This is a genomic window from Brevibacillus nigriterrae (genome assembly GCF_049846925.1).
Lineage (GTDB): Bacteria > Bacillota > Bacilli > Brevibacillales > Brevibacillaceae > Brevibacillus_H.
Genome location: NZ_JBNCMT010000026.1, coordinates 39,194 through 65,346, shown reverse-complemented (window position 1 = coordinate 65,346; position 26,153 = coordinate 39,194). Strand labels below are relative to the sequence as shown.

18 protein-coding genes are annotated in these 26,153 nt (G+C 43.7%); 16 read left to right on the top strand and 2 right to left on the bottom strand.

Annotation, left to right across the window (positions count from 1 at the left end; translation table 11 throughout):
• Positions 1 to 51: 51 nt before the first annotated feature.
• The 13 genes from ACPW7N_RS18510 to ACPW7N_RS18450 all read left to right on the top strand — a co-directional run bounded on the left by ACPW7N_RS18510 (position 52) and on the right by ACPW7N_RS18450 (position 19,100).
• Positions 52 to 618, top strand: coding sequence for a hypothetical protein (locus ACPW7N_RS18510; RefSeq protein ID WP_425652587.1), 567 nt, complete (start codon positions 52 to 54; stop codon positions 616 to 618).
• Between the two features lie 11 nt (positions 619 to 629).
• Positions 630 to 4,070 carry a pre-peptidase C-terminal domain-containing protein gene (locus tag ACPW7N_RS18505; protein WP_425652586.1) on the top strand — a complete coding sequence of 1,147 codons (3,441 nt, stop codon included), beginning with the start codon at positions 630 to 632 and terminating at the stop codon, positions 4,068 to 4,070.
• 301 nt (positions 4,071 to 4,371) lie between these two features.
• Positions 4,372 to 5,142: a DUF4097 family beta strand repeat-containing protein gene (locus ACPW7N_RS18500; protein WP_425652585.1), complete on the top strand. Its 771-nt coding sequence runs from the start codon at positions 4,372 to 4,374 to the stop codon at positions 5,140 to 5,142.
• Between the two features lie 340 nt (positions 5,143 to 5,482).
• A complete protein-coding gene (locus ACPW7N_RS18495) occupies positions 5,483 to 5,809 on the top strand; it encodes a Gmad2 immunoglobulin-like domain-containing protein (RefSeq protein ID WP_425652584.1) in 327 nt (108 codons plus the stop codon).
• A gap of 217 nt (positions 5,810 to 6,026) precedes the next feature.
• The gene (locus ACPW7N_RS18490; protein WP_425652583.1) at positions 6,027 to 9,623 is read left to right on the top strand and encodes a bifunctional 2',3'-cyclic-nucleotide 2'-phosphodiesterase/3'-nucleotidase; all 3,597 of its coding nucleotides are present in this window, start codon (positions 6,027 to 6,029) and stop codon (positions 9,621 to 9,623) included.
• Between the two features lie 218 nt (positions 9,624 to 9,841).
• Positions 9,842 to 10,633 carry a pirin family protein gene (locus ACPW7N_RS18485; protein WP_425652582.1) on the top strand — a complete coding sequence of 264 codons (792 nt, stop codon included), beginning with the start codon at positions 9,842 to 9,844 and terminating at the stop codon, positions 10,631 to 10,633.
• A gap of 114 nt (positions 10,634 to 10,747) precedes the next feature.
• Complete coding sequence (locus ACPW7N_RS18480) at positions 10,748 to 11,164, top strand: Rrf2 family transcriptional regulator (RefSeq protein WP_425652581.1); 417 nt, start codon at positions 10,748 to 10,750, stop codon at positions 11,162 to 11,164.
• A gap of 96 nt (positions 11,165 to 11,260) precedes the next feature.
• Positions 11,261 to 12,124 (top strand): SDR family oxidoreductase, encoded by an 864-nt coding sequence (locus ACPW7N_RS18475; protein WP_425652580.1) that lies wholly within the window; start codon positions 11,261 to 11,263, stop codon positions 12,122 to 12,124.
• 204 nt (positions 12,125 to 12,328) lie between these two features.
• Entirely contained in the window at positions 12,329 to 14,914 is a 2,586-nt protein-coding gene (locus ACPW7N_RS18470; protein WP_425652579.1) for an Ig-like domain-containing protein, read from the top strand.
• Positions 14,915 to 15,032: 118 nt separating this feature from the next.
• Positions 15,033 to 15,554: an RNA polymerase sigma factor gene (locus ACPW7N_RS18465; RefSeq protein WP_425652578.1), complete on the top strand. Its 522-nt coding sequence runs from the start codon at positions 15,033 to 15,035 to the stop codon at positions 15,552 to 15,554.
• Positions 15,523 to 16,554, top strand: coding sequence for a DUF4179 domain-containing protein (locus ACPW7N_RS18460; RefSeq protein ID WP_425652577.1), 1,032 nt, complete (start codon positions 15,523 to 15,525; stop codon positions 16,552 to 16,554). Before ACPW7N_RS18465 ends, ACPW7N_RS18460 begins: the two co-directional genes overlap by 32 nt.
• Positions 16,555 to 16,930: 376 nt before the next feature.
• Positions 16,931 to 18,181: an MFS transporter gene (locus tag ACPW7N_RS18455; RefSeq protein ID WP_425652576.1), complete on the top strand. Its 1,251-nt coding sequence runs from the start codon at positions 16,931 to 16,933 to the stop codon at positions 18,179 to 18,181.
• Between the two features lie 133 nt (positions 18,182 to 18,314).
• Positions 18,315 to 19,100 (top strand): sterol desaturase family protein, encoded by a 786-nt coding sequence (locus tag ACPW7N_RS18450; protein ID WP_425652575.1) that lies wholly within the window; start codon positions 18,315 to 18,317, stop codon positions 19,098 to 19,100.
• 83 nt (positions 19,101 to 19,183) lie between these two features.
• On the opposite strand, the gene ACPW7N_RS18445 is transcribed toward ACPW7N_RS18450, so the two are convergent.
• Both ACPW7N_RS18445 and ACPW7N_RS18440 read right to left on the bottom strand, forming a co-directional pair.
• Positions 19,184 to 19,864: a response regulator gene (locus tag ACPW7N_RS18445; RefSeq protein ID WP_425652603.1), complete on the bottom strand. Its 681-nt coding sequence runs from the start codon at positions 19,862 to 19,864 to the stop codon at positions 19,184 to 19,186.
• Complete coding sequence (locus ACPW7N_RS18440) at positions 19,864 to 21,066, bottom strand: sensor histidine kinase (RefSeq protein WP_425652574.1); 1,203 nt, start codon at positions 21,064 to 21,066, stop codon at positions 19,864 to 19,866. Before ACPW7N_RS18440 ends, ACPW7N_RS18445 begins: the two co-directional genes overlap by 1 nt.
• A gap of 192 nt (positions 21,067 to 21,258) precedes the next feature.
• On the opposite strand from ACPW7N_RS18440, the gene ACPW7N_RS18435 reads away from it, so the two are divergent.
• From ACPW7N_RS18435 to ACPW7N_RS18425, 3 genes are read left to right on the top strand one after another with little or no spacing between them, the layout of a single operon-like run.
• A complete protein-coding gene (locus tag ACPW7N_RS18435; RefSeq protein ID WP_425652573.1) occupies positions 21,259 to 21,675 on the top strand; it encodes a MarR family transcriptional regulator in 417 nt (138 codons plus the stop codon).
• A gap of 20 nt (positions 21,676 to 21,695) precedes the next feature.
• A complete protein-coding gene (locus ACPW7N_RS18430) occupies positions 21,696 to 24,833 on the top strand; it encodes an efflux RND transporter permease subunit (RefSeq protein WP_425652602.1) in 3,138 nt (1,045 codons plus the stop codon).
• A 13-nt stretch (positions 24,834 to 24,846) separates the two neighbouring features.
• Entirely contained in the window at positions 24,847 to 26,073 is a 1,227-nt protein-coding gene (locus tag ACPW7N_RS18425; RefSeq protein ID WP_425652572.1) for an efflux RND transporter periplasmic adaptor subunit, read from the top strand.
• Positions 26,074 to 26,153 lie beyond the last annotated feature (80 nt).

The window sequence follows — 26,153 nt, the reverse complement described above, 5'->3', positions numbered from 1 at the left end:
ATGTCGGGGGTGATACGATTTTGAAGAAATCTTTCGAAGGAGTGAATGTTCATGATGAAAACAGCAGGAAGATGGCTGGCAACTCTGGCACTGGTAGTCATCGCCGCCTATGGACTGCCAGCTTATGCGGACGGCTCAGGAGATAAACCTGTCTATACTCATAAACGGAGTACGTACAAGTATCAAGTGCCTAACAGAGAGAGTGTACCGGCGATTGGTCAACACAATAGTCACTATGTGCTTGCCTGTGAAGGGGAGGGCTTGTCGATTGGAGAGTGGAAACTGTACGGAAATCCTGACTATCCGGGCAATGCGTATTACATGGTGCAAGTCTCCTATAAAAGGGGCGTTATGTTTGAAAACGGCTATAACCGAAATTATAATGTCTTGGATTTTCAGCCGGATTACTACGAGACAACGAGTGGCGAGTTCTTTGTGAAATATGAAGATCGAAACAGGGTTCAGCTGTGTGCACAGTACGACTTGATGGCCATTCATGAAGCAGAAGAGACCTATCGCGACGGCGAACTGATCTACTCGGCCGGTGCTCCACGAGCCATTTACTTTTTGGCTGAAGGCGGAGGCAAAGCCATAAGAACCATCATAACGGACAATTAAGGGGGACCATGATGTTAAAAAAGAAAATAAGCGCACTGTTGGCAGGAGTATGCATGCTTACTTCATCAATCATTCCTGTCCAGGTTGCGGTTGCGGGTACTTGTGGTGAATGGGTTGTGAGATGTCATCCAGGCAGTATCACAGTAAATGGCGTAGGCATTGATACTGCCAAAGTGTATGTGAAAAAGGACAACGACGATTCGACGACGTATACGATGACCTATTCGTATGGAGAATTTCGATATGAATTGCCGGATGGCCATTATCGAGCGGTTGATTTTCATGATTACTTGACCAATCAATACGGTTTTTTTAATTCCGAATTTGACGTCATTGATGGTGTTATTTATGAGAGTGACCCTGTCGCAACGACTACATTTGAAAGCACGAAAAAAAAGATGGCTCTCCGCGCGTCAGGCATGTCAGCAGATGAAGTAACAGAGCAGAAAATAGATGAAGTTTCACAAGAACCCATCTTTACGGCAGATGTGGCACTTACAGCGGAAAAAGTGGCACCAGGAAAAACACTCAAAGTTGAGTCCAGCATCACGGTGAATACGAGAATCAAGGCAATCGTTGAAGTGAACATTGTTCAGCCTGACCTCACCAAAGTGAAAGCGGGGGAAGTCATCCACTCTTTTAAAGAGGGTAAGCCCAAGACAATTACGATTCCCTATACCGTTCCACAGGATGCTGTCGCCGGAACCTACAAAGTAGAGGTAAGCATTCTTCATCCTGACCGGAGCAAAACGTATCTGGTGAATGATGACAGCCAGTTTGCTGTCGAGGATGGCACAGCTCCGCATACGTACAAAAGCCGCATGATCCTGGAGGAAACCACTGTACATCCTGGTGAAGTATTGGGGCTAACGGCGGAAGTAACCAGCCCGGAAAGTGCAAAACGGTTAATTGTCGTAGAAATCAATGACCCGAACGGGAAACGAGTTGAGCAGTTTAAACATGATTCTGTCAAGCTGAAAGCCGGAGAGCCGACCCTTCTGCCAATGAAGTGGAACGTGCCCGCTGATGCGCAGAAAGGAACCTACTCGATCAGTATCGGGGTGCTTGGAACGAAGGATAAGATTTATGATTGGAATGACAATGGCGGGAAGTTTACTGTCACTCCTATAGAGGATAAATTTGAGCCAAATAACGATTCTGACAGAGCGACAACATTTACCACGGATTCGCTTGAGGCAACGATCCATGAAGCAACAGACGTAGACTACTATCGGATTGAGGTTGAGAAATTATCGGATGTTGATCTTACGCTGAGCCAGATTCCAACGGATACCGATTACAATTTGGAACTGTTGAATGAAAGCCTGCAAACCGTAGCAACGGCTTCATCAACAGGAACTGAGGATGAAAGCATCACGAAGCGACTGGAAGCAGGTTCATACTACCTCAAAGTCGTTTCTGCATCTGGTTATTCTGCATCGAATGTTTATCAATTGGGTAAACAAATCACTGCCGTCACATCTGGCAATCCATTTGACAAAGCAATCCCTATCGCTATGAGAAGTCCAGTATTTGGAGCCATCGAATCAACAGATCAGGTGAATTTGTACCGTTTGGATATTGCGACGGCCGGTTCAGCCGTAGTGTTGGCAGATACCCTTCCTGTGGATCCAAGTCAAAGTGAACCGCTCCCGGGCAAACTTTATACCTTTCAATTATTAGACGAAGAGGGGAAATCCATCGGAAATGAGTTTCCAGGCGACCCTTCTCACGCAACAGTAGTTGGCAATGTAACGCCGGGAACCTATTATGTCCGTGTAACGGGCACGAGCTTGTTTGACCCGCGCTTTCGATACAAGCTCGTCGTGGATGGTTCCGCGACCTCAGTCGTAAAAGACAGCTTTGAAAATAATGATAAACCGGACGAAGCAAAACAGCTGGATGATACAAGCGTATCGGCCAACCTGCATTCCACTGCAGATATCGATTACTTCACCTTTGATGTGTCCGATAGATCCAATGTAATTGTTACGTTAACCAATATCCCGACCGGCCAGGATTATACTCTCGAAATTCTGGACAGTAATCTCGCAACGGTCGAACAAAAAACAACCAGCGGAAACGCGAATGAAAATTTCCAACGAATCCTTGAAGCAGGAAAGTACTACGCAAAAGTAACATCGGCATCAGGAGCGTCTTCAACGGCTTTTTACAATCTCCGTAAATATGTACTGCCACCTGAAAGTACCGAAGTAGCAAATGGCAGTCTGGCCAAAGCCATTCCTTTATATTTGGGGCATAAGGTGAATGGTGCAATCGAGAATGTCGGTGAGCAAAATTATTACAAGCTCCAAATCGGAAAAAGCGGAAACCTGGTTATAAATATTTCAACTGAGAATAGTGGGATGTCTTCCTTCGCCGTAATGCCAGGCAGCTTGTATCAAATGGCGCTACTGGATGGAAACGGCAGTGTCCTGGCTACCTCCACGAGCAACAGTGTAGATAATTCCGTGATTATGTCCAGTGTGACACCGGGCTTGTACTACGTCCTTGTCGAGGGGACGGATGTCATGAACCCGCTCACCAAGTACCGCTTGATTGCTAATGGAACGACTTCCACGTCTGGCCCAGATGCCTATGAAAGCAATGACCAGCCAACTTCAGCAACGCTATTCTCTGACACAGAGTTGTATGCGAATATCCATGACAGCAGCGATGTTGACTATTACACCTTCACTTTGACGGAAAAATCAAACGTGAATCTTATCCTAAGCGACATTCCAGCAGGCGCAGATTATAACATTCAGGTGCTAGACGCCAATCTGAACGTGATTGAGTCGACGTCCATGACAGGCAATACGAATGAGACTTTTACAAAAAAGCTGTCTCCTGGAACCTATTACGTGAAAGTATATCCAGTAACCGGATACTCCGATATCAACCCGTACAAATTAAGCAAAACGATCAATAAGGCAATCGGTTTGGATTTAGTGGCGATCCCGGATGATGTTGTGGCAAAAGTTGTCAAGGGAGGGAACCCTGTTCCGGATGGCGCGATATTCGTAAAGAGTGCGTCTGGTGAGGTTACTATTGGAGAAGTTATTCGTGGTGTAGCTGTAGTAAAAGGATTGTCACAAGGAACGTATGATGTGGTTGCCTATCGGGAGCCGCCTCATTCGAAAGAGACAAGGTTAAATCAGTCATTTACCGTATCGGTGGATGAAAAAGCATCCATTGTCGTTGAACTGCCGCAAGAGAACGTGAAAGGGTTGGTGTCGATTAACGGAGTGAACCTGAGCAAGGGGAAGATCATCTTCGAGACAGGCCAATGGACAGCAATAGAGAATGGTTCTTTTTCTGCTTATCTGCCGCCGGGAGATTACCAGAACATAACCATTTTGAACACATCCACCAATATGCTGGATAACATTTCGGAGGTTTTTACAGTAGAGCCGAACCAAACGACTGAACTTGACATCCAGCTTCCATAAAAAAAGATACACACTGCATAGAGAAACAAAATAAACCGGTGTTATGATGCGGAATGCTTAGTCGCTTTGTCTAAAAAGACAGGGCGGCTTTTTTCTTTTACAATACGCATATCCGCCTTTAGACTGAAATAAAAAACATTTTCCCGCCCGATGCGTAAAAAATTTACAAAAAGTATAATCAGGCTACCGACTCAAGAAATGGAGAGAATCGAATATGTTTAGAAAGCTCATAGGAGTAGGTTTGATTGTTTTTGGAATCATTCTATTTGTGGGAGTATTAGCGAAGGATCGGGTTGAGGAAATGGATTCACTGCCTGCTGTTGATGTAAGTGAAGAAAGGGTGTTAAACGGAAAGGAGATTGATCAGATTCAAGTGAAGACCGAAGTTGCTTCGATCAAGATTAGCGAAAGCAGTGACGAGCAAATCCATGTTCTTTTGGATGGAACGATGGATGAGAAAAGCAAAGAGAAGTACAGATTTTCCGTGGAGTCGCATGGAAATCAGGCGGAAATCAAATTCGATATGAGTGAGAACAATAAATTTGGGTTTTCCTTCTTTGAAAATAACCCTTTTGACACGGAATTGATCATTAGCTTGCCGGAAAAAACTTTCAATAAGATAGATATTCATAGCGACGTAGGCAAAATAGAAATGGAAACCATCCGTGCGGAAGAGCTAGTAGTGGGTACTAATGTTGGGAACATTGCCCTCGAGGAGTATATTGGGAAGCAGGCAGAACTTAAAACAGACATCGGTTCCATAGAAATTAATAATGCGATTGGGAAAATGAACATCGAGACAAATACAGGCAAGGTCTATCTTGGTATGGATAAAATTGATGAGGATATCAATATTAAAAGCGATACAGGTAAGGTAGAAGTGGTTGTTGAAAACAAACCTGATTCTTTAGCACTTGATTTAAAATCTGAAATTGGTAAAGTTACTGCAGACACTGAGGGTATAAGCATTGAGGAACAAATGGATAGCGAAATAGTTGGAAGATTAGGTTCCGGAGGGCCAAAAGTGAAGGTTAGAACGGATGTTGGATCGATTGAATTTATTACTCAATAGAACGCAAAACAAACCCGACCTGTTGCTAAGGTACGGGTTTGTTTAGTTGTTTAGGGTTAGCTTAGGCGTTAATCACGTTAACAGATGAACTCGGCATAGGATGGGGAGAAACCTACTTGATGAGGAGTTGCATTCCAATGCCGATTTCACGAGGCACCCATTTACTGTATACCGTCCGCCCGGGTGACAGTCTGTATACGATTGCTGAACAACTGGGCACCAACGTACCGTCATTGGTACAGATAAACTCGTTATATCCTCCATTTGCGGAGCCCGACCGAATCTTTCCCGGGCAAGTATTGCTGGCAAGACTGCCAGGTATGGCGGAGGAAAGCTCCGTTTGGTCGTTCCCCTTCCTTCCTCGACCAATATCGTCGGGTTCCAGCCTTTGCCGGGAACGAGGATTGCCCCAGGACAACAATTATCGGGTAGTGCCCGTGCATTTGAAGCGACGATCAATTATCAAATTCGAGACACGATGGGGCGTACTGTTACACAAGAACGGGCTGCAACGGCTTCAGAAGGCGCTCCAGCATTCGGACGATTCGACGTACAACTTCCATTTGATCAAACCCCCACTACCAAAAACGGCATACTGATGGTGTACACACGCAGCGCACGCGATGGCAGTATTCAAGATTTAGTGGAGGTTCCCGTCGCTTTTTAATAGCAAAAGTATTGCTCTCTCGGATGGTATATCGGGGGAGTTTTTTCATTTGATGATACCAGACAGGCAGCTTTTTTTATGAATTCACACATTTTTACTGAATTATCTAAATAAAACATTCATATTACATTAACTATTAACTGTTAATCTAGAAAATGGCAGGGACAAGTGATGGATTTGCGACTCTGCCAAATTTATGTAAAAGGGTGATATGTTAATGAAAAAGCGAGGTAAAGTGTCGATACATAAAATCTTATCAACGACACTGGCTGTAAGTCTTCTCTCAACTCCCCTGTTTTCAAGTCCCATCAATGCAGATCAACAATCTTCGGACAGCACCAATCATTCTTCTGAAGAGACCGATTCTGAATATTCCAAAGTTAATCTCCGTATCATGGAAACGACTGATATACATACCAATTTATTAAACTTTGATTACTACAAAAATACGGTTTCTGAAAAGGTAGGATTAGCCAAAACGGCAACCCTAGTGAAACAAGCTCGAAAAGAAGTGAAAAATAGCGTACTGGTCGATAATGGCGATTTAATCCAAGGAACTCCACTCGGAACATATAAGGCCAAAATTGATGAATTGCGAAACAAGGAGGTTCATCCAGCGATTAAAGCAATGAATCTGATGAAATATGATGTGGCAACATTAGGAAACCATGAGTTTAATTACGGCCTCGATTATTTGGATGAAGTGTATGATGATGCGAAATTCCCGTTTGTAAATGCGAATGTATACGTAGATGATCACGACAAAAATTCAAAGAATGATAAAAATATGTATACTCCATATCTAATTGTTACGAAAGAAGTTGTTGATGAAGAGGGGAAGAAGCAGGAAATTAAGATTGGCTATATCGGTTTTGTGCCACCTCAAATCAACGAATGGGATAAGGCTCATCTCGATGGAAAAGTGATCACCAAGAACATTGTGGAAACAGCAAAAAAATATGTGCCTGAAATGCGAAAAAAAGGGGCAGACATCGTAATTGCTCTTGCCCATTCTGGCTTTAATGGAAATAAATCCAATACAGAAGATACCATTTATGCACTAAGTAAAGTAAAGGGTATTGATGCGATCACATTCTCCCATACGCATAAAGTATTCCCTGCGAAAACAGAGGGAGCGCTTGATAGTTTGTTTCTTGGGCCTGATAAGAAGCCTTTGCCTGGTGTGAATAACGATAAAGGAACCATTAATGGCGTTCCTGCCGTGCAAGCCGGATATGGCGGCGGGTCACTTGGAATAATCGATTTGACGATTGAAAAAACGAAAGGAAAGTGGAAGGTTACAAAATCGCAATCATCTACTCGTGAAGTTTGGGAAACTGATCCTAAGGATCCTAAAAAAATCATCAGCACCGTGAAACCAGACAGCGCCATTGTGAAGGCAATTAAAAAGGATCATGAAGGAACGATTTCCTATGTGAATACGCCAATTGGCACAACAACAGACGATATTCACAGCTATTTTGCTTTAGTACAGGATGATCCTTCCATTCAGGTGGTTACAAACGCCCAGAAATGGTATGTAGAAAAGTATGTAGAAATGAACAAGCCAGAATATGATGATTTGCCGATATTATCTGTTGGCGCACCTTTCAAAGCTGGTCGCAACGGCGTAGAGGAGTACACCGAAATTAAAGAGGGAGACTTAACCATACGCAGCGCTGGTGATTTGTATCTTTATGACAACACGCTGAAAGCCATTAAGGTGAAGGGCAGTGTAGTCAAGGAATGGATCGAAATGTCCGCAGGAAAATTCAATCAAATTGACGTTAACTCTACGGAAGATCAGCCGTTACTAGACCCATCTTTCCAGGTATTTAACTTTGATGTGATTGATGGCGTAGAATATCAGATTGATGTCACCCAACCGGCCAAGTACGATCCGACGGGCAAAGAAATCAATCCTGACAGCAGCCGTGTGGTGAATCTGACTTACAATGGGGAGCCAGTTGATCCCGATCAGGACTTTATCGTTGTAACGAACAACTATCGTGCAGGTGGCGGCGGTAACTTCCCAGGCGTGAAGGGAAGCGAATTAGTTGTTGATTCGGCTGATGAGAACCGTCAAATTTTAATGGATTATATTTCTGAAATGAAAGAGATCGTACCTACTGCTGATGATAACTGGTCAATCGCACCAATTGATCAGCCTGTAAAAGTAACCTTTACCTCATCTCCAAAGGCTGAGTCCTATATCGAAGAAGGAAGTAACATTACGTTTACAAATGAGCTGGATGACAAAGGCTTCGGTATTTTCAACATTAATCTGGGATCTAAATCAAACGAGCCGAAAGAAAACGTAAAAGTGCAACTATTAGGCTTGAATGATTTGCATGGGCAGCTTGATACAGACACGAAGGTGGGTACTGAAATAGCGGGAAGCATGGAGTATACAGCTTCTGCGATGAAACAACGAGAAGCGCAAAATCCAAATACACTACTTGTACACGCAGGCGACATGATTGGAGGCAGTCCATTAATTTCTGCGACATTCCAGGATGAACCGACAGTAGAAGTGATGGAAGCAATGGGTTTTGATGTGGGAGCCCTCGGAAATCATGAATTTGATGAAGGGATTGCTGAGATTCATCGAATGATCGATGGTGGAGATCATCCAAAGGGTACAAAAGGCTATAATGGTATGAATTTTCCGATCGTTGCAGCAAATGCATTCGATACGGCAACGGGAGAGCTAATTACCAAGCCATTTGTCGTTAAAAAGATTGGCGGTAAAAAGATTGGCTTTATCGGGGTTCTTACCCAAGAAACGCCAAATATGATCGTCAGAAAAGGAAATGAAACACTTCAAGTCACTGACGAAGTCGATGCGATTAATAAATACTCAGCAGAATTAAAGGAGCAAGGGATCAAGGCAATTGTTGTACTTGCCCACAACCCTACTATACAAACCGGTAAGGCTGATTTATACGATGCAACGGATATTGCCGAGAGAGTGGATGATGAGGTTGACGTAATCTTTGCCGCTCACAATCATGTTTTTGTGAATAAAGAAGTAGACAATAAATTGATTGTTCAAGCCTATTCATATGGTTCTGCCTTCTCCGATGTAGATCTTGAACTCGATAGGGTGACGGGGGATATCGTTAAAAAGCAAGCTGAGGTAGTAACTGTGTATCAAAAAGATTTCTCACCAGATCCTGCAGTTTCGAAAATCATGAAAAAGTACGAAGATTTGATTGCACCAATCAAGGCTGAAGTTGTGGGAGTATCCTCTACAGCATTAGCGAAAGGATATCCGTCTGCATTGGAAACAATCGGTGACAATGCACTGGGGAATTTAATTGCAGATGGTATGAAAAAGGCAATGAATACTGATTTTGCTCTCATGAACGGTGGGGGTGTTCGTGCCGACCTGCCAGCGGGAAATGTAACATTTGGTGATTTGTTTGCCATTCAACCATTCGGAAATGTACTAAATAAAGTGAAGCTCAGTGGTCAAGACTTGGAAACGGTATTAAATAACCAGATTACGGACAGAGGTCTCGACTTCCATGTTGCCGGATTCAAATACACGTATACCTACGACAGCACGGCAAAGACAGGTAAAGTGGTAGACATCTTTTTACCCGATGGAAGCAAAATTGATAAAAACAAAGAATATACCGTGGTTGTAAATAACTATATGTATGGCAATGCGAAGTATGGAATCGGAGCTCTCGCAATGGATCTAGAGGTTGGTCCAGAGGACTTGGCAGCAACTGTTGAGTATGTAAAATCACTGCAAAATCCATTTCATTATCAAGCAGAAGGCCGTATTCAAAAAGTAAACCCATAGCAGGTTCTTCATAGTCGCTTTGTCTTAATGGCAAGGCGGCTTTTTAATGTGAAAGAACCGAAGTTTATGTATTGTGTCATCCGGGAAAAGGGTGAAGTATATAAAGTGCTGAGGTCTTTCTTTGTGACGAAGGAAGTGGTAGTGTATTGAAAAATTGGAGATATTATCTGTGACAGGCCAAGTTCGCGTCTATTTTTTAAAATGAAAGGATGATGTTGGTGTCTATCCGTATTTTTTCAACAGATCAACAGGTATCGGGAGGATTTGACGAAGGGAAACTTGTTGAACAAAAACCGATTGGATTTCCAGGTGAAGGATCAGCCGTAGAACGGGTTGGAACCCTGTTTTATTGGGCGTGGTTTACGGCAAAACAAGACGCTTATCTCCCTTTTCATCCTCATCGAGGTTTCGAAATTATTTCATACCTTCTAAAGGGAAAAGTAGACCACCAAGATACGCTTGGAAATGAGAAAACCCTCACAACTGGAGGTTTGCAGGTCATGCAAACGGGTAGCGGAGTTCAACACTCCGAGAAATATAAAGAAGGAACTTCCGGATTTCAAATTTGGTTTGAGCCATTTATGGGTGAATCCAACTACGCTCCCCCCACCTATGCAGATTATGAGGATCACGAACTTCCCATTGTAACCAAAGATGGTTTTACCGTTAAAACCATCCTGGGTGAGAATTCTCCTGTTCATTTAGTGGCCGACTCCAAAATGTGGGATGTTACAGTCTCCGCTGGACAACAGTTTGAACAGGATATTCCCAAAGGTTATTCTTTAGCTGGGCTTGTTGTGGAAGGGCAATCCCATTGGCATTTCGAATCTGAAACAAGACTGGTAAACACAAAAGAATTTGTGGTATGCGAAGCTTCAACAATCAGTTCTTTGAAAATCGAAGCAGGTGCCAATCAGGATACTCGTTTAATCCTCATTCAGGTGCCAAGTGTACTTCCTTATCCTTCGTATAAAGAGGTTAAGATCAGAGCAAAAGTAAAAAAGGAATGAGTCAAGAGTGAGTATGATCGAATGACTCGACTCTTTGGTAAAAGGTCTTCAAGTATACGATATTGACAAAACACTTTGGTGTAACTATAATGGTTACAACGGTGGTGATACTAATTGAAGCAAATCAGTACGCGCTTTTCCATTGCTGTGCATACTCTTTCTCTAATCGCAGCCATTCCCAATGAATGCACCGGTGACTTCATCGCAAGCAGTGTTAATACGAATCCAGTAATTATCCGGAGAATTATGGGGATGTTAAAGAAGGCGGGATTAGTAGATGTTCGTCCTGGGGTAGGGGGCGCTTCTTTGCTTAAAGATCCTGACCAGATTACACTCCTTGATATTTATCGGGCTGTGAATGCGACAGAGGAAAACCAACTGTTTCGCATACACGAAAAGCCTAATCTTAATTGTCCAGTCGGGCGAAATATCGAGATGGCCCTTCAAGTGGAATTGAGAGATGCTCAACTTGCGATGGAACAAAGACTTGCACAGACTACGTTAGGCCACCTCACCGGAAAGTTCAAATAAATAATAGCTCATCACAGAGCTTTTATTTTTGATCACGTTGTAACTTATGTTGTTATAACAATTAATATTACAACTAAAATAATGGAGGAATTGACAATGAAAATGCTAGTTACTGGCGCAACAGGAAAACTGGGAACAAAAGTGGTAGAAACGCTATTGAAAACTGTACCTGCGAGCCAGCTTGCTGTAAGTGTACGCAATCCGGAGAAAGCGGAGGGTCTTCGGGCTCGGGGAGTCGAGGTTCGTCAGGGAGACTTTGACCGTCCAGAAACCTTGGATGCTGCCTTTGCCGGGATTGACCGAATTTTGATTATTTCTGCGGACGGGGATAATGAGACCAGAATTCGTCAGCATACAAATGCCGTAGAAGCCGCAGCACGAGCAAATGTAGGATTTATCGCTTATACTAGTTTGGCAAATGCAATAGATAGCAAAATGTTCCTTGCTTCACCGCACCAAGAGACGGAAAAAGCCATTCTGAAAACAGGTATTCCATACTCATTCCTCCGTAATAACTGGTACCTGGAAAACGAGATTCCGAGTATTCAAGGCGTGCTGGCAGGAGCACCTTGGGTGACGTCTGCGGGATCTGGAAAGGTCGGTTGGGCGCTGCAGCAAGAATATGCGGAAGCGGCAGCAGCCGTACTGGCAGGAAGCGGACATGAGAATACGACTTACGAATTGTCTGGAAAACTGCTAACACAGGAAGAATTTGCATCAGCACTCGGATCTGTGTTTGGGAGAGAAGTGCCTGTGCAACAGGTCGATGATCCTACCTATGCAGACATTATGAAAGGTGCAGGAGTGCCAGAATTCATCATTCCGTTTCTTGTAGGGATTCAGGAAGGCATTCGAGAAGGCGCTTTGGAGATTGAAAGCAACGATTTCGAAAAGCTGCTCGGTCGACCAGTAACACCAATTAATAACGCCTTACGTCAACTTGTTGGTGGTATCTCCTAAATTTAATAAGAAAAGCAACTGTACCGACCTTTCTGCAAGCCGAGAGAGGTCGGTTTTTTTGTGTGTATATGTGTGAACATTTATTTAGTTTTATATTTATTATCTAATCTTTGGCATTTTCTTAACCGATATAAGAAAATGTGAGTATTTTCCATTATAGTTGCAGATTTGCCTCAATAACATTGAGAGGGTGGTTTGGAGAAAATGTATTACAGGCTGAAAAAATTAAATTCAATGTTGTTAATTGTTATTCTATTATTTATTAGTGTTGGTAACCAAAGGGTGATTGCCGCTGGTGAAATTTCCAACCTAATTTTAACTAAGAATAGTGTCTCACTGGAGGTCGGAGATACACAGGCTCTTACAGCAACAGCCATCTATGTAAATGGATCAACAGAAGATGCAACGATCAAAACTGTTTGGACCTCAGGAAGCGAAGCAGTTGCCAGTGTTTATGCGGGTACGATTACCGCTAAGTCGGAAGGTACTGCCGTGATCACAGCTACCTACTTGGGTAAGACCGTTGTAGTGAATGTTACAGTCCATAAGAAAGTGAGGGCTTTAAATAAAGATAAGCAATCACTTAATATACGAACAGGGGCACAAGATCAAATTCAATTAACTGCCTACTACACGGATGGTACAAGTGAAAATGTTACAAATAAAGCGGAGTGGACAATCGATAACTATTCCATAGCAACCGTAATGAATGGATTAGTTGTTGGACAGTCTTCGGGTACTACTACAGTATCAGCTAAATATGGAAGTCAAACCATCACGGTACCGGTTACTGTAGAAATGGTAAGGAGATTGGATATCGATAAATCTCAGATTTCTTTATTTGTTCAAGGAACAGAGACAGTGAAACTAACGGCGACGCTCCCGGATGGTACAACAGAAGACGTTACGAGTAAGGCAGTGTGGACTACCGATAAAGAAGGAGTCGCTGATGCAATAAAAGGGGTCATTAAGGCTTACGGTACAGGTCAGGCGATTATTACAGCAAGCTACGGTGGAAAAACCGCTACGATCAAGGTAGAGGTTGAGATCGCACGAAAGCTTGAAGTTGATAAACCTAGTGTTTTCATGAGAGTCAACACTAGTGAGCAACTTCAACTAAAAGCAACTTATGCAGATGGAACGTCTGAAGTCATTACTGACAAAGCAGAATGGACTTCAAGCAAGGAATCGGTTGCGTTTGTAAATAAAGGGAAAGTAAGTGCGTATTCTCCAGGTGAGGCGGAAATTAAAGCGACTTACGGAAATACAACGATTACGATCCCGGTAGATGTTGAAGTGGCAAGAAAGCTTGAACTGAATGTTCAAAGTCTTTCTATGCGTACAGGCACTTCTGAACAGGTAAAGGTAACGGCTACTTATGCCAATGGTCAAACAGAAGATGTAACGGACAAGGCCGAATGGAAATCAAATGACGAAACGGTAGCATTTGTATCCAAAGGGAAAATAACAGCTTACTCAACAGGTGAAGCGATCATTACGGCAAAGTATGGAGAAAAGACGGTTACAACCACGGTTGACGTAGATATTCCAACTAAAATTGAAGCAGATAAAACGAAAGTTTCTTTACAAATAGGTGAATCAGAGAAACTCAAATTACTCGCATATTTTGGAGAACGAAAAGAAGACATCACTGAGAAAGCAGAATGGACTTCTGGTTCAATTGAGATTGCAGAAATAAAAAATGGGGTTATTACAGCAGTAGGTACTGGTTCAACAACAATTACCGCTAAATTTGGTAGACGCACTGTTGTAGTACCAGTAACGGTCGGAGTCGTTCAAAGTCTTGTACTAGATGAAAAAAAGCTGGTCCTGAAGAATGGGGCTACTAAAAAACTGAAACTTACAGCTACCTATACGGATGGATTAACGAAGGATGTATCTGAGCTTGCTTCATGGCAAACCCAACAAGAAGGAGTTGCCTCGGTTTCTCTAGGGACAGTTACTGCAAATGGAACGGGAAAAACAAACATAACAGCTACGTTTGAAGGAAAAAGTGTATCTATTCCTGTAGAAGTTGGGTTAGCACAATCCATTACTGCCAATTTTAGAAATGTAGTGTTAGGGGTAAGTGAATCCAAACAAATTTTACTCACGGCGGTCGATTCAGAAAATGCTTCCAAAGATGTTACAAATGAAGCAGAATGGATTTCGAGTAATAATGCGATTGTTGCCGTATCCAAAGGAAACATTACCGGTTATGCCAATGGACGTGTGACTGTAACAGCGAAATATGGTGGACAAGCGGTATCTATTCCGGTAGAGGTAGGTATTATTCAAAGACTGGAAGCTTCTACTCGATTCCTTAGTATTAAAACAGGCCAAAAAGTACAAGTTACTGTGAATGCAGTGCTAACAGATGGAACAACCAGAGACGTGACAAGTGCAGCGGAATGGAAACCAGTTGGTTATAAAATTGCAGATGTTCAAAAAGGTCTTGTCACAGGGGTGGGTAATGGAAAGACCACAATTTATGCGAGTTATGGTGGAAAAAATCTTGCCATTCCTGTTGAAGTAGATGTTTTGAAGTATTTAAAAACGGACGTTGTAAAAATAGAGATGAAAAAGGGAGAGACCAGGAAGGTAACTGCAACTGCCACTTACATAGATGGATCTGAAGCTAATGTGACGGTAGCAGGAATATGGTCATCTTCTCGGATTTTGATTGCTGATGCGAAGGATGGAATCATCAGAGCCAATGAGTACGGTACAGCCACTATTACAGTGAATTTTGCAGGAAAAAAAGCTACTGTTCTAGTAGTTGTTCGATAATGTAGAAATGGTAGGGCGCTTTGTCGGTAAGACGGGGCGGCCTATTTCTTTTTCGGAAAAATGGGAACCTGGTTCTAGTTTTCTGCATAATACAGGCGAAAGGAAGGTGAGGAATGAGTTGGACCGTGTAAAACAACTGGAAATGTGGATGGATTTGTACACTCAGCGTCTCATTCGCCTTGCGTATACATACGTCCGTGAGTGGACAACTGCAGAGGATCGGGTACAAGATACGTTTGTCAAGGTGTATGAAAAAATGGATCAATTCAAGGAAGAGCGTGACCCTTTCCCTTGGCTTGCGAAAATTGTAATTAACGAATGTAGAATGGCGCAAAGGAGGGGGTGGAGGGAAATCATAACCGCCATTTTGCCTGAGCGGAATGAAATTAGTTCGGAAGATTCCTTCTTCGTAAAGGAGTCACATCATCAAATGTACGATGCTGTCCTTAAACTGGCAGAACCCTACCGTACTCCCGTCATTCTGTTTTATTTTGAGGAATTATCGTTACGGCAAATTTCTGAGGTCCTTGAAATAAGCGAAGGAACTGTCAAGTCTAGGCTATCACGAGGAAGAGAGCGATTAAGGAAAGTGTGGGAGGCGAAGTATCATGAGTGTGGAAAAGCACATCAAGGCTGCTAAAGATTGTCATGAGAACCATACTGTTAATCTAGATGACTTTAAAAAGCGAGTGTTCCAACAATTGGAGAAACAAACTCCCATCACATATAGGAGAAGAGCGACATTTAGAAAACTGGGTGTGCTGATAACCGCAACCGCAGTGTCGCTAGGGCTGGTAATCGGAGTCGGTGTGACATCACCCAGTTTTGCCGATACGTTAAAGCAGATTCCTCTCATTCAAACGGTATTTGATATTGCTGGTGATGATGGACTGAAAAGGGCACAAGAGAAAGGGTTAGTCACTGATGTGCAGAAAGTAGCAACTGACAAGGATATTACGGTTACGATCACGGAAGTTTTTTATGACGGTGCACAAATTTCTGTAGGATACATTCTGGAATCTCCGGATAAATTACCTGATTTGGTTCGTCTGACAAAAGAAATTAAAATAAACGGAATCCTGCCTGAGAGCTGGGGAGCTGGCGGTTCGAGCCATCGTCTGGATGACCATCGCACTGTAGGGGTTATTAACTTTAAAACAAGTGATGATTTACCCGGTCAACTAACGTTTGATCTATCGATTACTGAGATTGGGGATCAAAAGGGAGAATGGTTCTTTTCCTTCCCGGTGGTGAAGAATGATACAACCAATAAGCAACTGATGCCAATGATAACAAAAACGTATGAAGACACCACTGTGGTACTGGAAAAGATTACATTCACAGTAAATTCAACTGAATTAGTTGGGCAATTAATCCAACCACCAAAAAGATCCGATTCGACGGTATTTGAATTACTTGATGAAAAGGGGAATCAAATCGGGCTTCTAAGTTCATTCGCTGAGGAAAGAGAAGCTGATGGGGAGCAAGAAACGATTCATTGGAAAGCGATTTACCAACCGGTTAAGGAATTACCAAAAACATTAACGGTACGTCCGATTACCAGAGACCAAGAAAATCTTTCGCTAGAGACAGGTAAAGGGCTAGAGTTGACTGTACCGATAGAAAACAAATTCCAGTGAAGCATATTCTGAGGAGTAGTAATGTTGTAACGAATAGGAAATCGTGTTAAAATGTGTCTTAACTTTCTTTGAACGGAGGGATTACCTGTGGCATCCATCAGAATCCGATACAATGCTTTGTGCTGCTAACAATTGAATAGCGCTCAAGGCTCTGCATGTGAGCAGAGTAATCGGGATTGGTCTGCCTATTTTCAGGTAACTCATTTAGTCATAGGCTGAGAAAGACAGAGAGGGACAAATCTACCCTCTTTTTTCCTGTGAAAAACGTCTCGACGTTTTGGTCTCCATACCGTTTACTCTCAAACACAGGTAGTTCGCCTGTGTTTATTTGTCTTTTGAAAAAACAAATACCTGGAATAGAAAGGTCGTGAATAAAATGGACGCTACAACTAATCAGGTAAAGGAAAATTGGAAAAAGAATATTATTCTCTTTTTAAGTAGTCAGACGATATCCTTGTTTGGCTCATCTTTGGTGCAATATGCGATTATGTGGTACGTCACGCTCACTACGCAGTCAGGTGTGATGATGACAGTGTTTATCATTTGTGGTTTCATCCCCACCTTTATTTTATCGCCCATTGCGGGAGTGTGGGCGGATCGCTACGACCGAAAGAAGCTAATAATTTTGGCTGATGCATTAATTGCTATCGCAACACTAATCCTCGCCATTGTATTTTTAATGGGATATGAAGCCATTTGGTTATTCTTTGTCATGGCTGCCATTCGTGCGATCGGGACAGGAATTCAAACCCCAGCCGTCGGGGCTATTTTGCCGCAAATCGTGCCAGAGGATAAACTTACAAAAGTAAATGGAACGAATGGAAGTCTGCAAGCGCTCATTATGTTCGTTTCTCCTATGGTTAGCGCAGCACTTTTAACCATGTCTACCATTGAGATGATCTTCTTTATCGATGTCATAACAGCAGCGATTGCGATCGTGACGTTAATCGCATTTTTAAATATTCCCGTACATGAAAAAGCATCCGAAAAACAAACAACAAGTTATTTCAATGATTTAAAACAAGGGATAACCTATATTAAAAGCCAAGATTTCCTGAAGATATTCTTTCTGTATTTTGGGATTTTCTTTATCCTGATCGCACCTGCTGCTTTCTTAACACCACTGCAAGTTACTCGCAGTTTCGGCAATGAGGTTTGGCGATTAACAGCGATTGAAATCACTTTTTCGGTTGGGATGATGGCAGGCGGAGCAATCATTGCTTCTTGGGGAGGCTTTGCAAACAAAGTTTATACGATGACATTCGCAAGTCTGATCATGGGAGCTTGTACGTTTGCACTTGGACTTGTTCCTGTCTTTTGGATTTATTTGGTTTTCATGACTGTATTCGGAGTGGCGATACCCCTCTTTAATACGCCAACAACTGTTTTGTTACAGGAAAAGGTAGAAAGTAATTATTTGGGGAGAGTTTTTGGTGTATTTGGGATGATCTCGACTTCGATGATGCCGATTGGGATGCTCATTTTTGGCCCGATTGCCGATGTGATCAGAATCGAATGGCTGCTGGTAGGAACAGGGGTACTCATGTTAATACTGAGTGTTTTAATGGGTCGTAACAAAGTGTTGGTTGAAGCAGGAAAGCAAGCATCGAAGGAACCTGCTGGTTGAAAAAAGTGGAAGATACCCAGGGGAAACCTAACTTAGGTTAGGTACTATCCAAAGTGATTTTTGCTATCCTTTCCTTAAAGATGGTTCTATCGCAATTCAGAGTGTTGATAGGACCTAAAAGGGGATGAAGGACATGCAAGACTATATTAATATGTATAAGGAACCATTGTTTTGGTATTTTCCGATAGCAACTGCTCTGATCAGTATGATTGCTTTCTCGCTGGTCTCCATCCCTTTGACATGGATTGCCTATAAACAACCGCGGTGGGCAGAGAAATATCGCATTCAGGAGAAGGTGGGACAGAGCGCGAGAATTATTATGCCTTCCATCCGTTACTATACTGTCAATGGACTGATTTTTTTTACGCTGCTGGTTTTATCCTGGCCTCTGCTTCGAATGACATCAGTACATATGGGACCGATTCCGCCTTGGTATGTGATTTTGCTTCAAGTTTTGTTCTTTATTTACTTTGAGGATTTTTTGTTTTATCTGCTTCACCGTGCCTTGCATACAAGGTTTTTATTCAAACATGTTCATTCCGTCCATCACCGGGTAACTGTTCCTTGGGCAATCACGGGTAACTATATGCATCCGGTTGAATTTATTCTGATAGCCACCTGTGTTCTTGCAGGTCCTGTTCTATTGGGTTCGCATGTGGTTACGATTTGGATTTGGATCGTTTTTCGTCAGTGGCTTGCAGCCAATGAGCATTGTGGATACGAGTTCCCCTGGAATCCGAACCGCATTTTCCCTTTTTATGATGGGGTAGCCTATCACGATTACCATCATTCAAAAAATAAGGGGAATTATGCCGCATTCACCGGATTGTGGGATCGAGTTTTCAATACGATGTCTCCGGGATTTCATGAACACCTGGAACGTAGGAACCGAAAGGCCGAAACGGAACTGACTCGGTAGGAACTTAACAAAAAGAGAAATAAAAAGTCGCTTTGTCGTTACTACACAGACAGAGCGACTTTTTGATGATAGGCTGTTTCCTATCAATCCACCAATTTATGTCGAAGGGCTAATGCGACCGCTTGAGTCCGGTCGTCTACCCCCATTTTTTGCAAAATTCGATGTACGTGTGTCTTCACTGTTCCTTCGGAGATAAACAGGTTTTGGGCAATTTGGTCGTTTCGGTATCCATAGGTCAATTGCTGAAGTACGTCCCGTTCCCGATCAGTCAATTCTTCCAGGAGTGAAAATGTCCCGGCCGGTTGAACGGGCTTCCCCTGATCTTTCAATACCTCAGCCAACGCTTTGGCTGCCGTTACTGTGTGGAACAGGGCTTCGCCTTGGTAGGCACCTCGAATCAGTTCAAGCATCTCTTGAGAATCAGCGTCTTTGAGCATATATCCTACCGCACCCGCTCGGATTCCCTCTACCACATAGTTTTTCACGTCAAAGGTAGTGAGAATGAGCACCTTTATATTTGGTTGATGTGACAGGATCATGCGAGTTGCTTCAATTCCGGAGACTTTGGGCATTTGCACGTCCATAAGCACAACATCCGGGCGAAGTCTTTTGACGACTTCTACTGCTTCTTCCCCATCTGCGGCTTCTCCGATGACCTCCATATCAGGCTGCATCTGAATGACATAACCTAGTCCTTGGCGAATCATGGTCTGATCATCCACGAGTACAACACGAATTTTTGGGGTATCGTTCGGATCCGTCATCATGTAGACATTCCTTTCTCGTCATGATTTTGGTAAGGTACGTTGATATCAATTTGGAAACCATTGGGCTCCCGAATCGTACAGGTAAGTGTGCCATGAATTGACTGAACACGTTCTTTCATCCCTTTTATTCCAAATCCAGGGGTAAATGGATTGTCGGATGTAAAGGTTCCATTATCCCAAATGGAGAGTAAAAGGCTTTCATCGATAACTTTTATCTTCACATTCATGAGTGTCGCATCAGAGTGTCTCAGCGTGTTGGTTACGGCTTCTTGCAAGACACGATAAAACACGAGTAAAACCTCTTTCTCGATGTGGATCTCTGTTTCCGCCTCAAAATTGATCGACAACCCCGTATTGTTCGATGTTTGCGAGAGAAAGGCACGTAGCGTAGTATGACCGATCGATGAACTGTCAATCGCCAGTGTATGTACAGAGTTGCGAATCTCATCCAAGCTGTGTTTTGCCACAGAGAGCATGTCTTTGACTGCTTTTTCGGCCAGGGGAGGTCCATCTTCTTTTAACATGTATTGAAGTGCCCGAAGCTGGACAATCAGGGAAGTCAGACTGTGGCCCAGTGCATCATGCATGTCACGAGCGATTCTCGTCCGCTCTTGCAAAACGATTACTTGCATCGTATTTACAGCACCTTCCTGAATCTCATCATGGGCAAGCTGCAACTCATTATGTGCTTTTTGCAATTGTTCCAGGTGCAATTGATTGGTTCGATAGGCTTCGCTTTGTACACGGTATCCACGAGCTCCTGCAAAGCAACCAATAAAGGTAAGTATAAAAGAAATAGAGCTGTGGACCGGAATGGAATCCAGTGAAAAGGCACGAGCCGCTGACATCAAACCGAAAAAGGAAGCCAGGATCATGCCCTGCTTGTCTTCCATTTTCCCTCCCATAAAAACAGCAAGCGGCAGCATCATACCAAATGCTTCTTCGCCACCGACTAGAGGCCCCTTTAGTAATATTAGGATACCAAAGAAAAACACACTGACAAAAGTGCGTCTCGAAGTCAGAAAATGATTGGGTACCCAGAACAGAACCAAAAGAAAAATCGAGAGAAATGCAGTTGCCGAAAATTGTAAGGGTGTTTCCATCGTATAAGAAGTAGGGAGGACCACCAGTACGGTCAGAATCAAAAACCAAATACTCAGGAATCGCTTTTGTAGTGCATGTAAAGTCAGTTTAAACAAAGCGGAACCCTTCCTTCCCTCTTCCAAGTGAACATCTCTAATTCCATTCTATCACGTGGTGTCATCTATCTGTAGATAGAGGGAGCGGCTGGCAAAATCAATCATCTGGTGGATTTGATTTTTTGGTCTGAATCGGTAAAATTAGGCAAGTAAAATGGATAAGTTTGCTTGCAAGAGCAAAGGGAGGTAATCATGAAAGAACTGATTGAACTGGCCAAACTTCTCAAGGAAGTAAGTGCCTTGTTTTCAGCGATTTCTGACGAAGAGCTCTCCACGCAGGAAGTGAATTGGCAACAGGTTCTCATCCTGGAGCAAGTCAGACAGGAACGGAAGACAATGGGGGAAATCAGTAAAGTTGTTGGACTTTCCTACAGTACCATTTCAGGACTGGTTCATCGATTGGAGAAGAAACAGCTTGTTATCCGGTCACGTGATCTCAATGACAAGCGTATTGTCTGGGTCTCTCCGTCGCAGCGTCTTGGTGAACTGGGAAGTGCAAACAAAAGCAATTTAGACGAGGAGAGCTTACAGCCGCAAATGGCTGACATGATCTCGTCGCTTCACATGCTTCTTGACAAGTATGCAGAGAAAAAAAGGGCAACAAGTTGATTTTGGAGAGGTGAGTGGATTTGAATATTTCGGGATTCTCGATTAAGCGCCCCGTAACCGTAATCATGTTAACACTGGCATTACTGATTTTTGGCGTCGTTTCTGTGCCAAGGCTGGCTATAGAATTGATGCCTGATATGGAGTTTCCGGTTGCGGTCGTTGTTACTTCCTATAATGGTGCATCTCCAACGGAAGTAGAAAAACTGGTCACAAAACCAGTTGAAAGTGCGATTGCTACGGTATCCAATATTGACAGCATTTCATCTGTTTCGATGCAGGGTGCATCACAGGTAATCGTGATGTTTAACTGGGGAACGGATCTCGACCAGGCTACCCTGGATATGCGAGAGAAAGTGGATCAGATAAAAGCGGCTCTGCCTGATGATGCGAATTCGCCTCGGGTTATGCGCTTTGACCCGAACAGCCAACCGATCATCTACTATTCATTGTCCGGTAAAGAAGACGTCAACCGGATGAAAGAGGTAGCGGAGGACATGATTCAAACCCGGTTGGAGCGGATTGAAGGGGTTGCCGCAGTTTCCATTAACGGCGGGCGAGAGCGTGTGGTTGATGTAACACTTGACCCGGCCAAGATGGCAGCGTATGGACTTACCATTGAACAGGTACAGCAAGCGATCAGCAGCAGCAATCAGTCAGCGTCCACCGGAGCTGTGCGTGAAGGCGACAAAAAAGTCAACATTCGTGTGGAAGGTGAGTTTGTCGAAGTCAGCAAAATTGGCCTGACACCCATTTCGATTGGAACGGGCTCCATCCGCTTAAAGGATATCGGAACTGTTGAGGATTCCTTGGAAGATATCACATCGATGAACTACCTGGATGGTACACAGAGCGTCTTCTTTACCATTACCAAGGCCTCCGGCGGTAATACCATTGAAGTTGCCGATGCGGTGAAAAAAGAAATTGAGAAGATTAAACCGCAGTTGCCAAGCACGATGACCCTTACGGAAGCAATTGATACTTCCATCTATATCAAGGACTCCATTTATACGACGGCAGAACACGCGCTGTTGGGCGGATTTTTCGGTATTTTGCTGTTATTCTTCTTCTTAGGAAGCTTTTCGTCAATGATTATCGCTATTATCGTATTGCCCGTGTCGATCATGGCAACGTTTGTGTTGATGTACATGACCGGTCAAACGATAAACCTGATTTCCTTATCCGGTTTGACATTGGGATTAGGATCGCTGGTTGACTTTGCGGTCGTTATTCTGGAAAACATTTTCCGCCAGCGGGAACAGGGCAAAGGAATGGTTCAGGCAGCATTGGACGGCTCCAAGCAGGTAGGTACGGCCGTTATGGCATCTGCACTTGCCCAGATTTGCGTATTTGCACCGATTGCGCTAACCGAGGGGATTGCCTCTGAGCTGTTCGGACCATTAGCGTTGACAGTTGTGTACTCCCATATCGCAGCGTTGGTGTTCTCCATTATTCTGGTTCCAATGCTAAGCTCTCGTATCTTGAAAAAGGTGCCAAATCATGCGCAAAATGTGAATTACCGTGGATTCAACCCTGTAATCTGGTTCAACATCGGGTTTCACAAGGTGGAAAACGGCTACCGCAGATTGTTGAAGTGGGCGCTGGGACACCGTAAATCCGTTTCTGCTATTGCTATTCTCATGATTGTCGGCTCTCTTGCACTGACTCCCATGATCGGGGCTGAGTTTTTCCCAGCCAGTGATGAAGGTTCGGTCAGTATTTCGATCAAGATGCCGAGTGGTACTGTTGTCGAGGAAACAGACAAGGTCATGCAGGAGATTCAAGGTATTGTTTCCAAGCTGCCTGAACTGAAATTGACAGCGACCATGATCGGAAGTGACGGCTCTCCAATAGCGGCAGCAGCTTCATCGAATAAAGCGACGATGTACGTCGTGTTAGTGGATGTACTCGAGCGTACCCGCAGCAGTCATGAAATTGCACAGGATTTGCGCAAGCAGTTGGAGGCTGTTGCTGGGCCTGAGATCACTGTGAGTGCTTCCCAAGGATTCTCAACCGGTTCTCCGGTGGATATTACCCTTCGTGGAGACGATCTGGAAGTATTGAAAGAGATCGGTTCAATTATTAAAGAAGAAGTGAAGAGTGTACAAGGCACAGCCAACGTAAAGAACAGCTTGGAAGAGAGCCAGCAAGAATACGAAATAAGTGTTGATGCGGAAAAAGCAAGCCTGAACGGTTTGTCGACTGGTCAGATCATCTCCGCCGTTCGTACGGCATTTAACGGTCAGACCGTGACAAAATACCGCACAGGTGATGATGAGGTTGACGTGAACATTACACTTCCGGAGGAATTCCGTAATGATGTGAACTATCTGAGCAATCTCCGAATAACAGGGCCGGGTGGAACGCAAATCGCCCTGTCTACCGTAGCAAAAGTGGAAAAAGTGGATGTTCCACTGGCGATCAACCGTTCTGAACAGTCTCGGGAAGTGAAGATCACAGCCGATCTGGATGGACGTGATCTCAACTCCGTTATTTCGGAAATCAAGTTAAAACTGGACCAGTTGACATTGCCTGATGGATACAACCTGCAATTTGGCGGTCAGAGCGAAGATATGGCTGAATCCTTTATGAGCCTGGGGCTAGCCATCATTCTGGCGATTATTCTGGTATACATGGTTATGGCTTCACAGTTTGAATCGTTCTACAGTCCGTTTATTATTATGTTTGCCCTTCCGCCAACTCTTCCAGGAGTGTTGATCGGTTTGGCGGCAACAGGTACTACCCTGAGCGTTGCGGTATTAATCGGTTATATCTTGCTGGTCGGTCTTGTCATGAACAACTCGATCGTATTGATTGACTACATTAATCAACTGCGAAAAGATGGAAAAACCGCAAAAGAAGCCATCCTGCTCGCAGGTCCGATCCGTCTGCGTCCGATTCTCATGACGACACTGACGACCATACTGTCTATTGGTCCACTTGCGTTTGCATCAGGATCAGGTACAGAGTTTCAAAAGCCAATGGGTGTAACGGTTATCTTCGGTTTAAGTTTGTCGACGCTGGTTACGCTCGTCCTGGTTCCGGTTGTTTATTCCTGGTTTGATGACCTGGGTACAAAACGTCGGATGAAACGCGAGAAAAAGAAACAAGCGAAGTTGCTGAAACAACAACAGAAGAATGTTCCTGCCCTGGAATCGTAAACGGAGGGAGAATATGAGAGTGAAAAAACAACATCTAATTCTAGCATTGTCTTCAGTGCTGCTGCTGTCAGCGTGCTCGCAGGGAGCGCCGGAACCTACTGCGGCGGTAACTGAAAAAATAACACCAGTCCAAGTAGAAACAGCCAAGCTTGGTTCAGTCTCCATTGATGCCGGATTTTCTGCGAAGCTGGCTCCAAGCCAGAGTGTGCAAGTAAGCCCAAAAGTGACGGGTAAAATCACTTCTTTGCCAATCAAGTTGGGTCAACCTGTTCAACAAGGAGCAGTATTGTTCCGTATCGACGAGCAGGATTTGGCGAACGGTGTGAAACAGGCAGAAGCTTCTCTGCAACTGGCGCAAGCCAACCTGCGAATGTCAGGCAATAACTCCAGCAGTGGACTGGAGCAGGCGAAAAACGGCCTGAAGCAAGCCGAGGTGGCCCTGAAAGATGCCCAATTAAATCAGAGCCGCATGCAGCAATTGTTTACAGAAGGAGCGATCTCTACCCAGCAGTTGGAGCAAGCTAACACCCAATTGACAGGTGCGCAGACAGCTTACAACAATGCAAAGGAAGCTTTGCAAACGGCCCAACAAATGACGAGTATCCAAGTATCGGAAGCATCAGTGAAACAAGCCTCAGTCAGCTTGGAAAATGCAAGAACCCAGTTGAACAATTCAGTGGTTACGGCTCCGATCAGCGGATATGTTTCCAGTGTTACGGGTGAAATCGGTCAGTTCGCTTCACCGCAAGCACCTGTACTCACGATTGTTAACACCAATCCACTGCTTGTTAAAGCCAATATATCTGAAAATGACATTACAAAAGTAAAAGTAGGTACTAATGTTACGGTTGAAATTAGCTCACTGAAAAAAGAGCTGAATGCCAAAGTAACAGCGGTAAGTCCTGTAATGGACTCGATGCTGAAAGCTTACCCGATTGAGATCTCAATCCCTAATCCGTCCAATGAATTGAAGTCGGATATGGTGGTTAATGTGAAATTCAACTTCCAATCGGCTGCAGAGAAGAAACCGGTTATTTCCCGCAAAGCGATCTTTGAACGGGAAGGCAAACAGTACGTGTACGTGATTGAAAACAACGTGGCCAAACAGGTTGAAGTAACCATTGGTCAGGGCTCTAGCGATCAGGTTGAGATTGTCTCCGGTGTAAAAGATGGAGCGCAAATCGTTGTTAAAGGCCAAACGCTATTGAAAGATGGCGGCAAGGTGAAAATTCAGAAGTAAGCAGATTCTCCTGTATAAAAGAAATATCGACGTAAAAAATAAGGCCGCTATGTCTATATAGACAAGCGGCTTTATTAAAT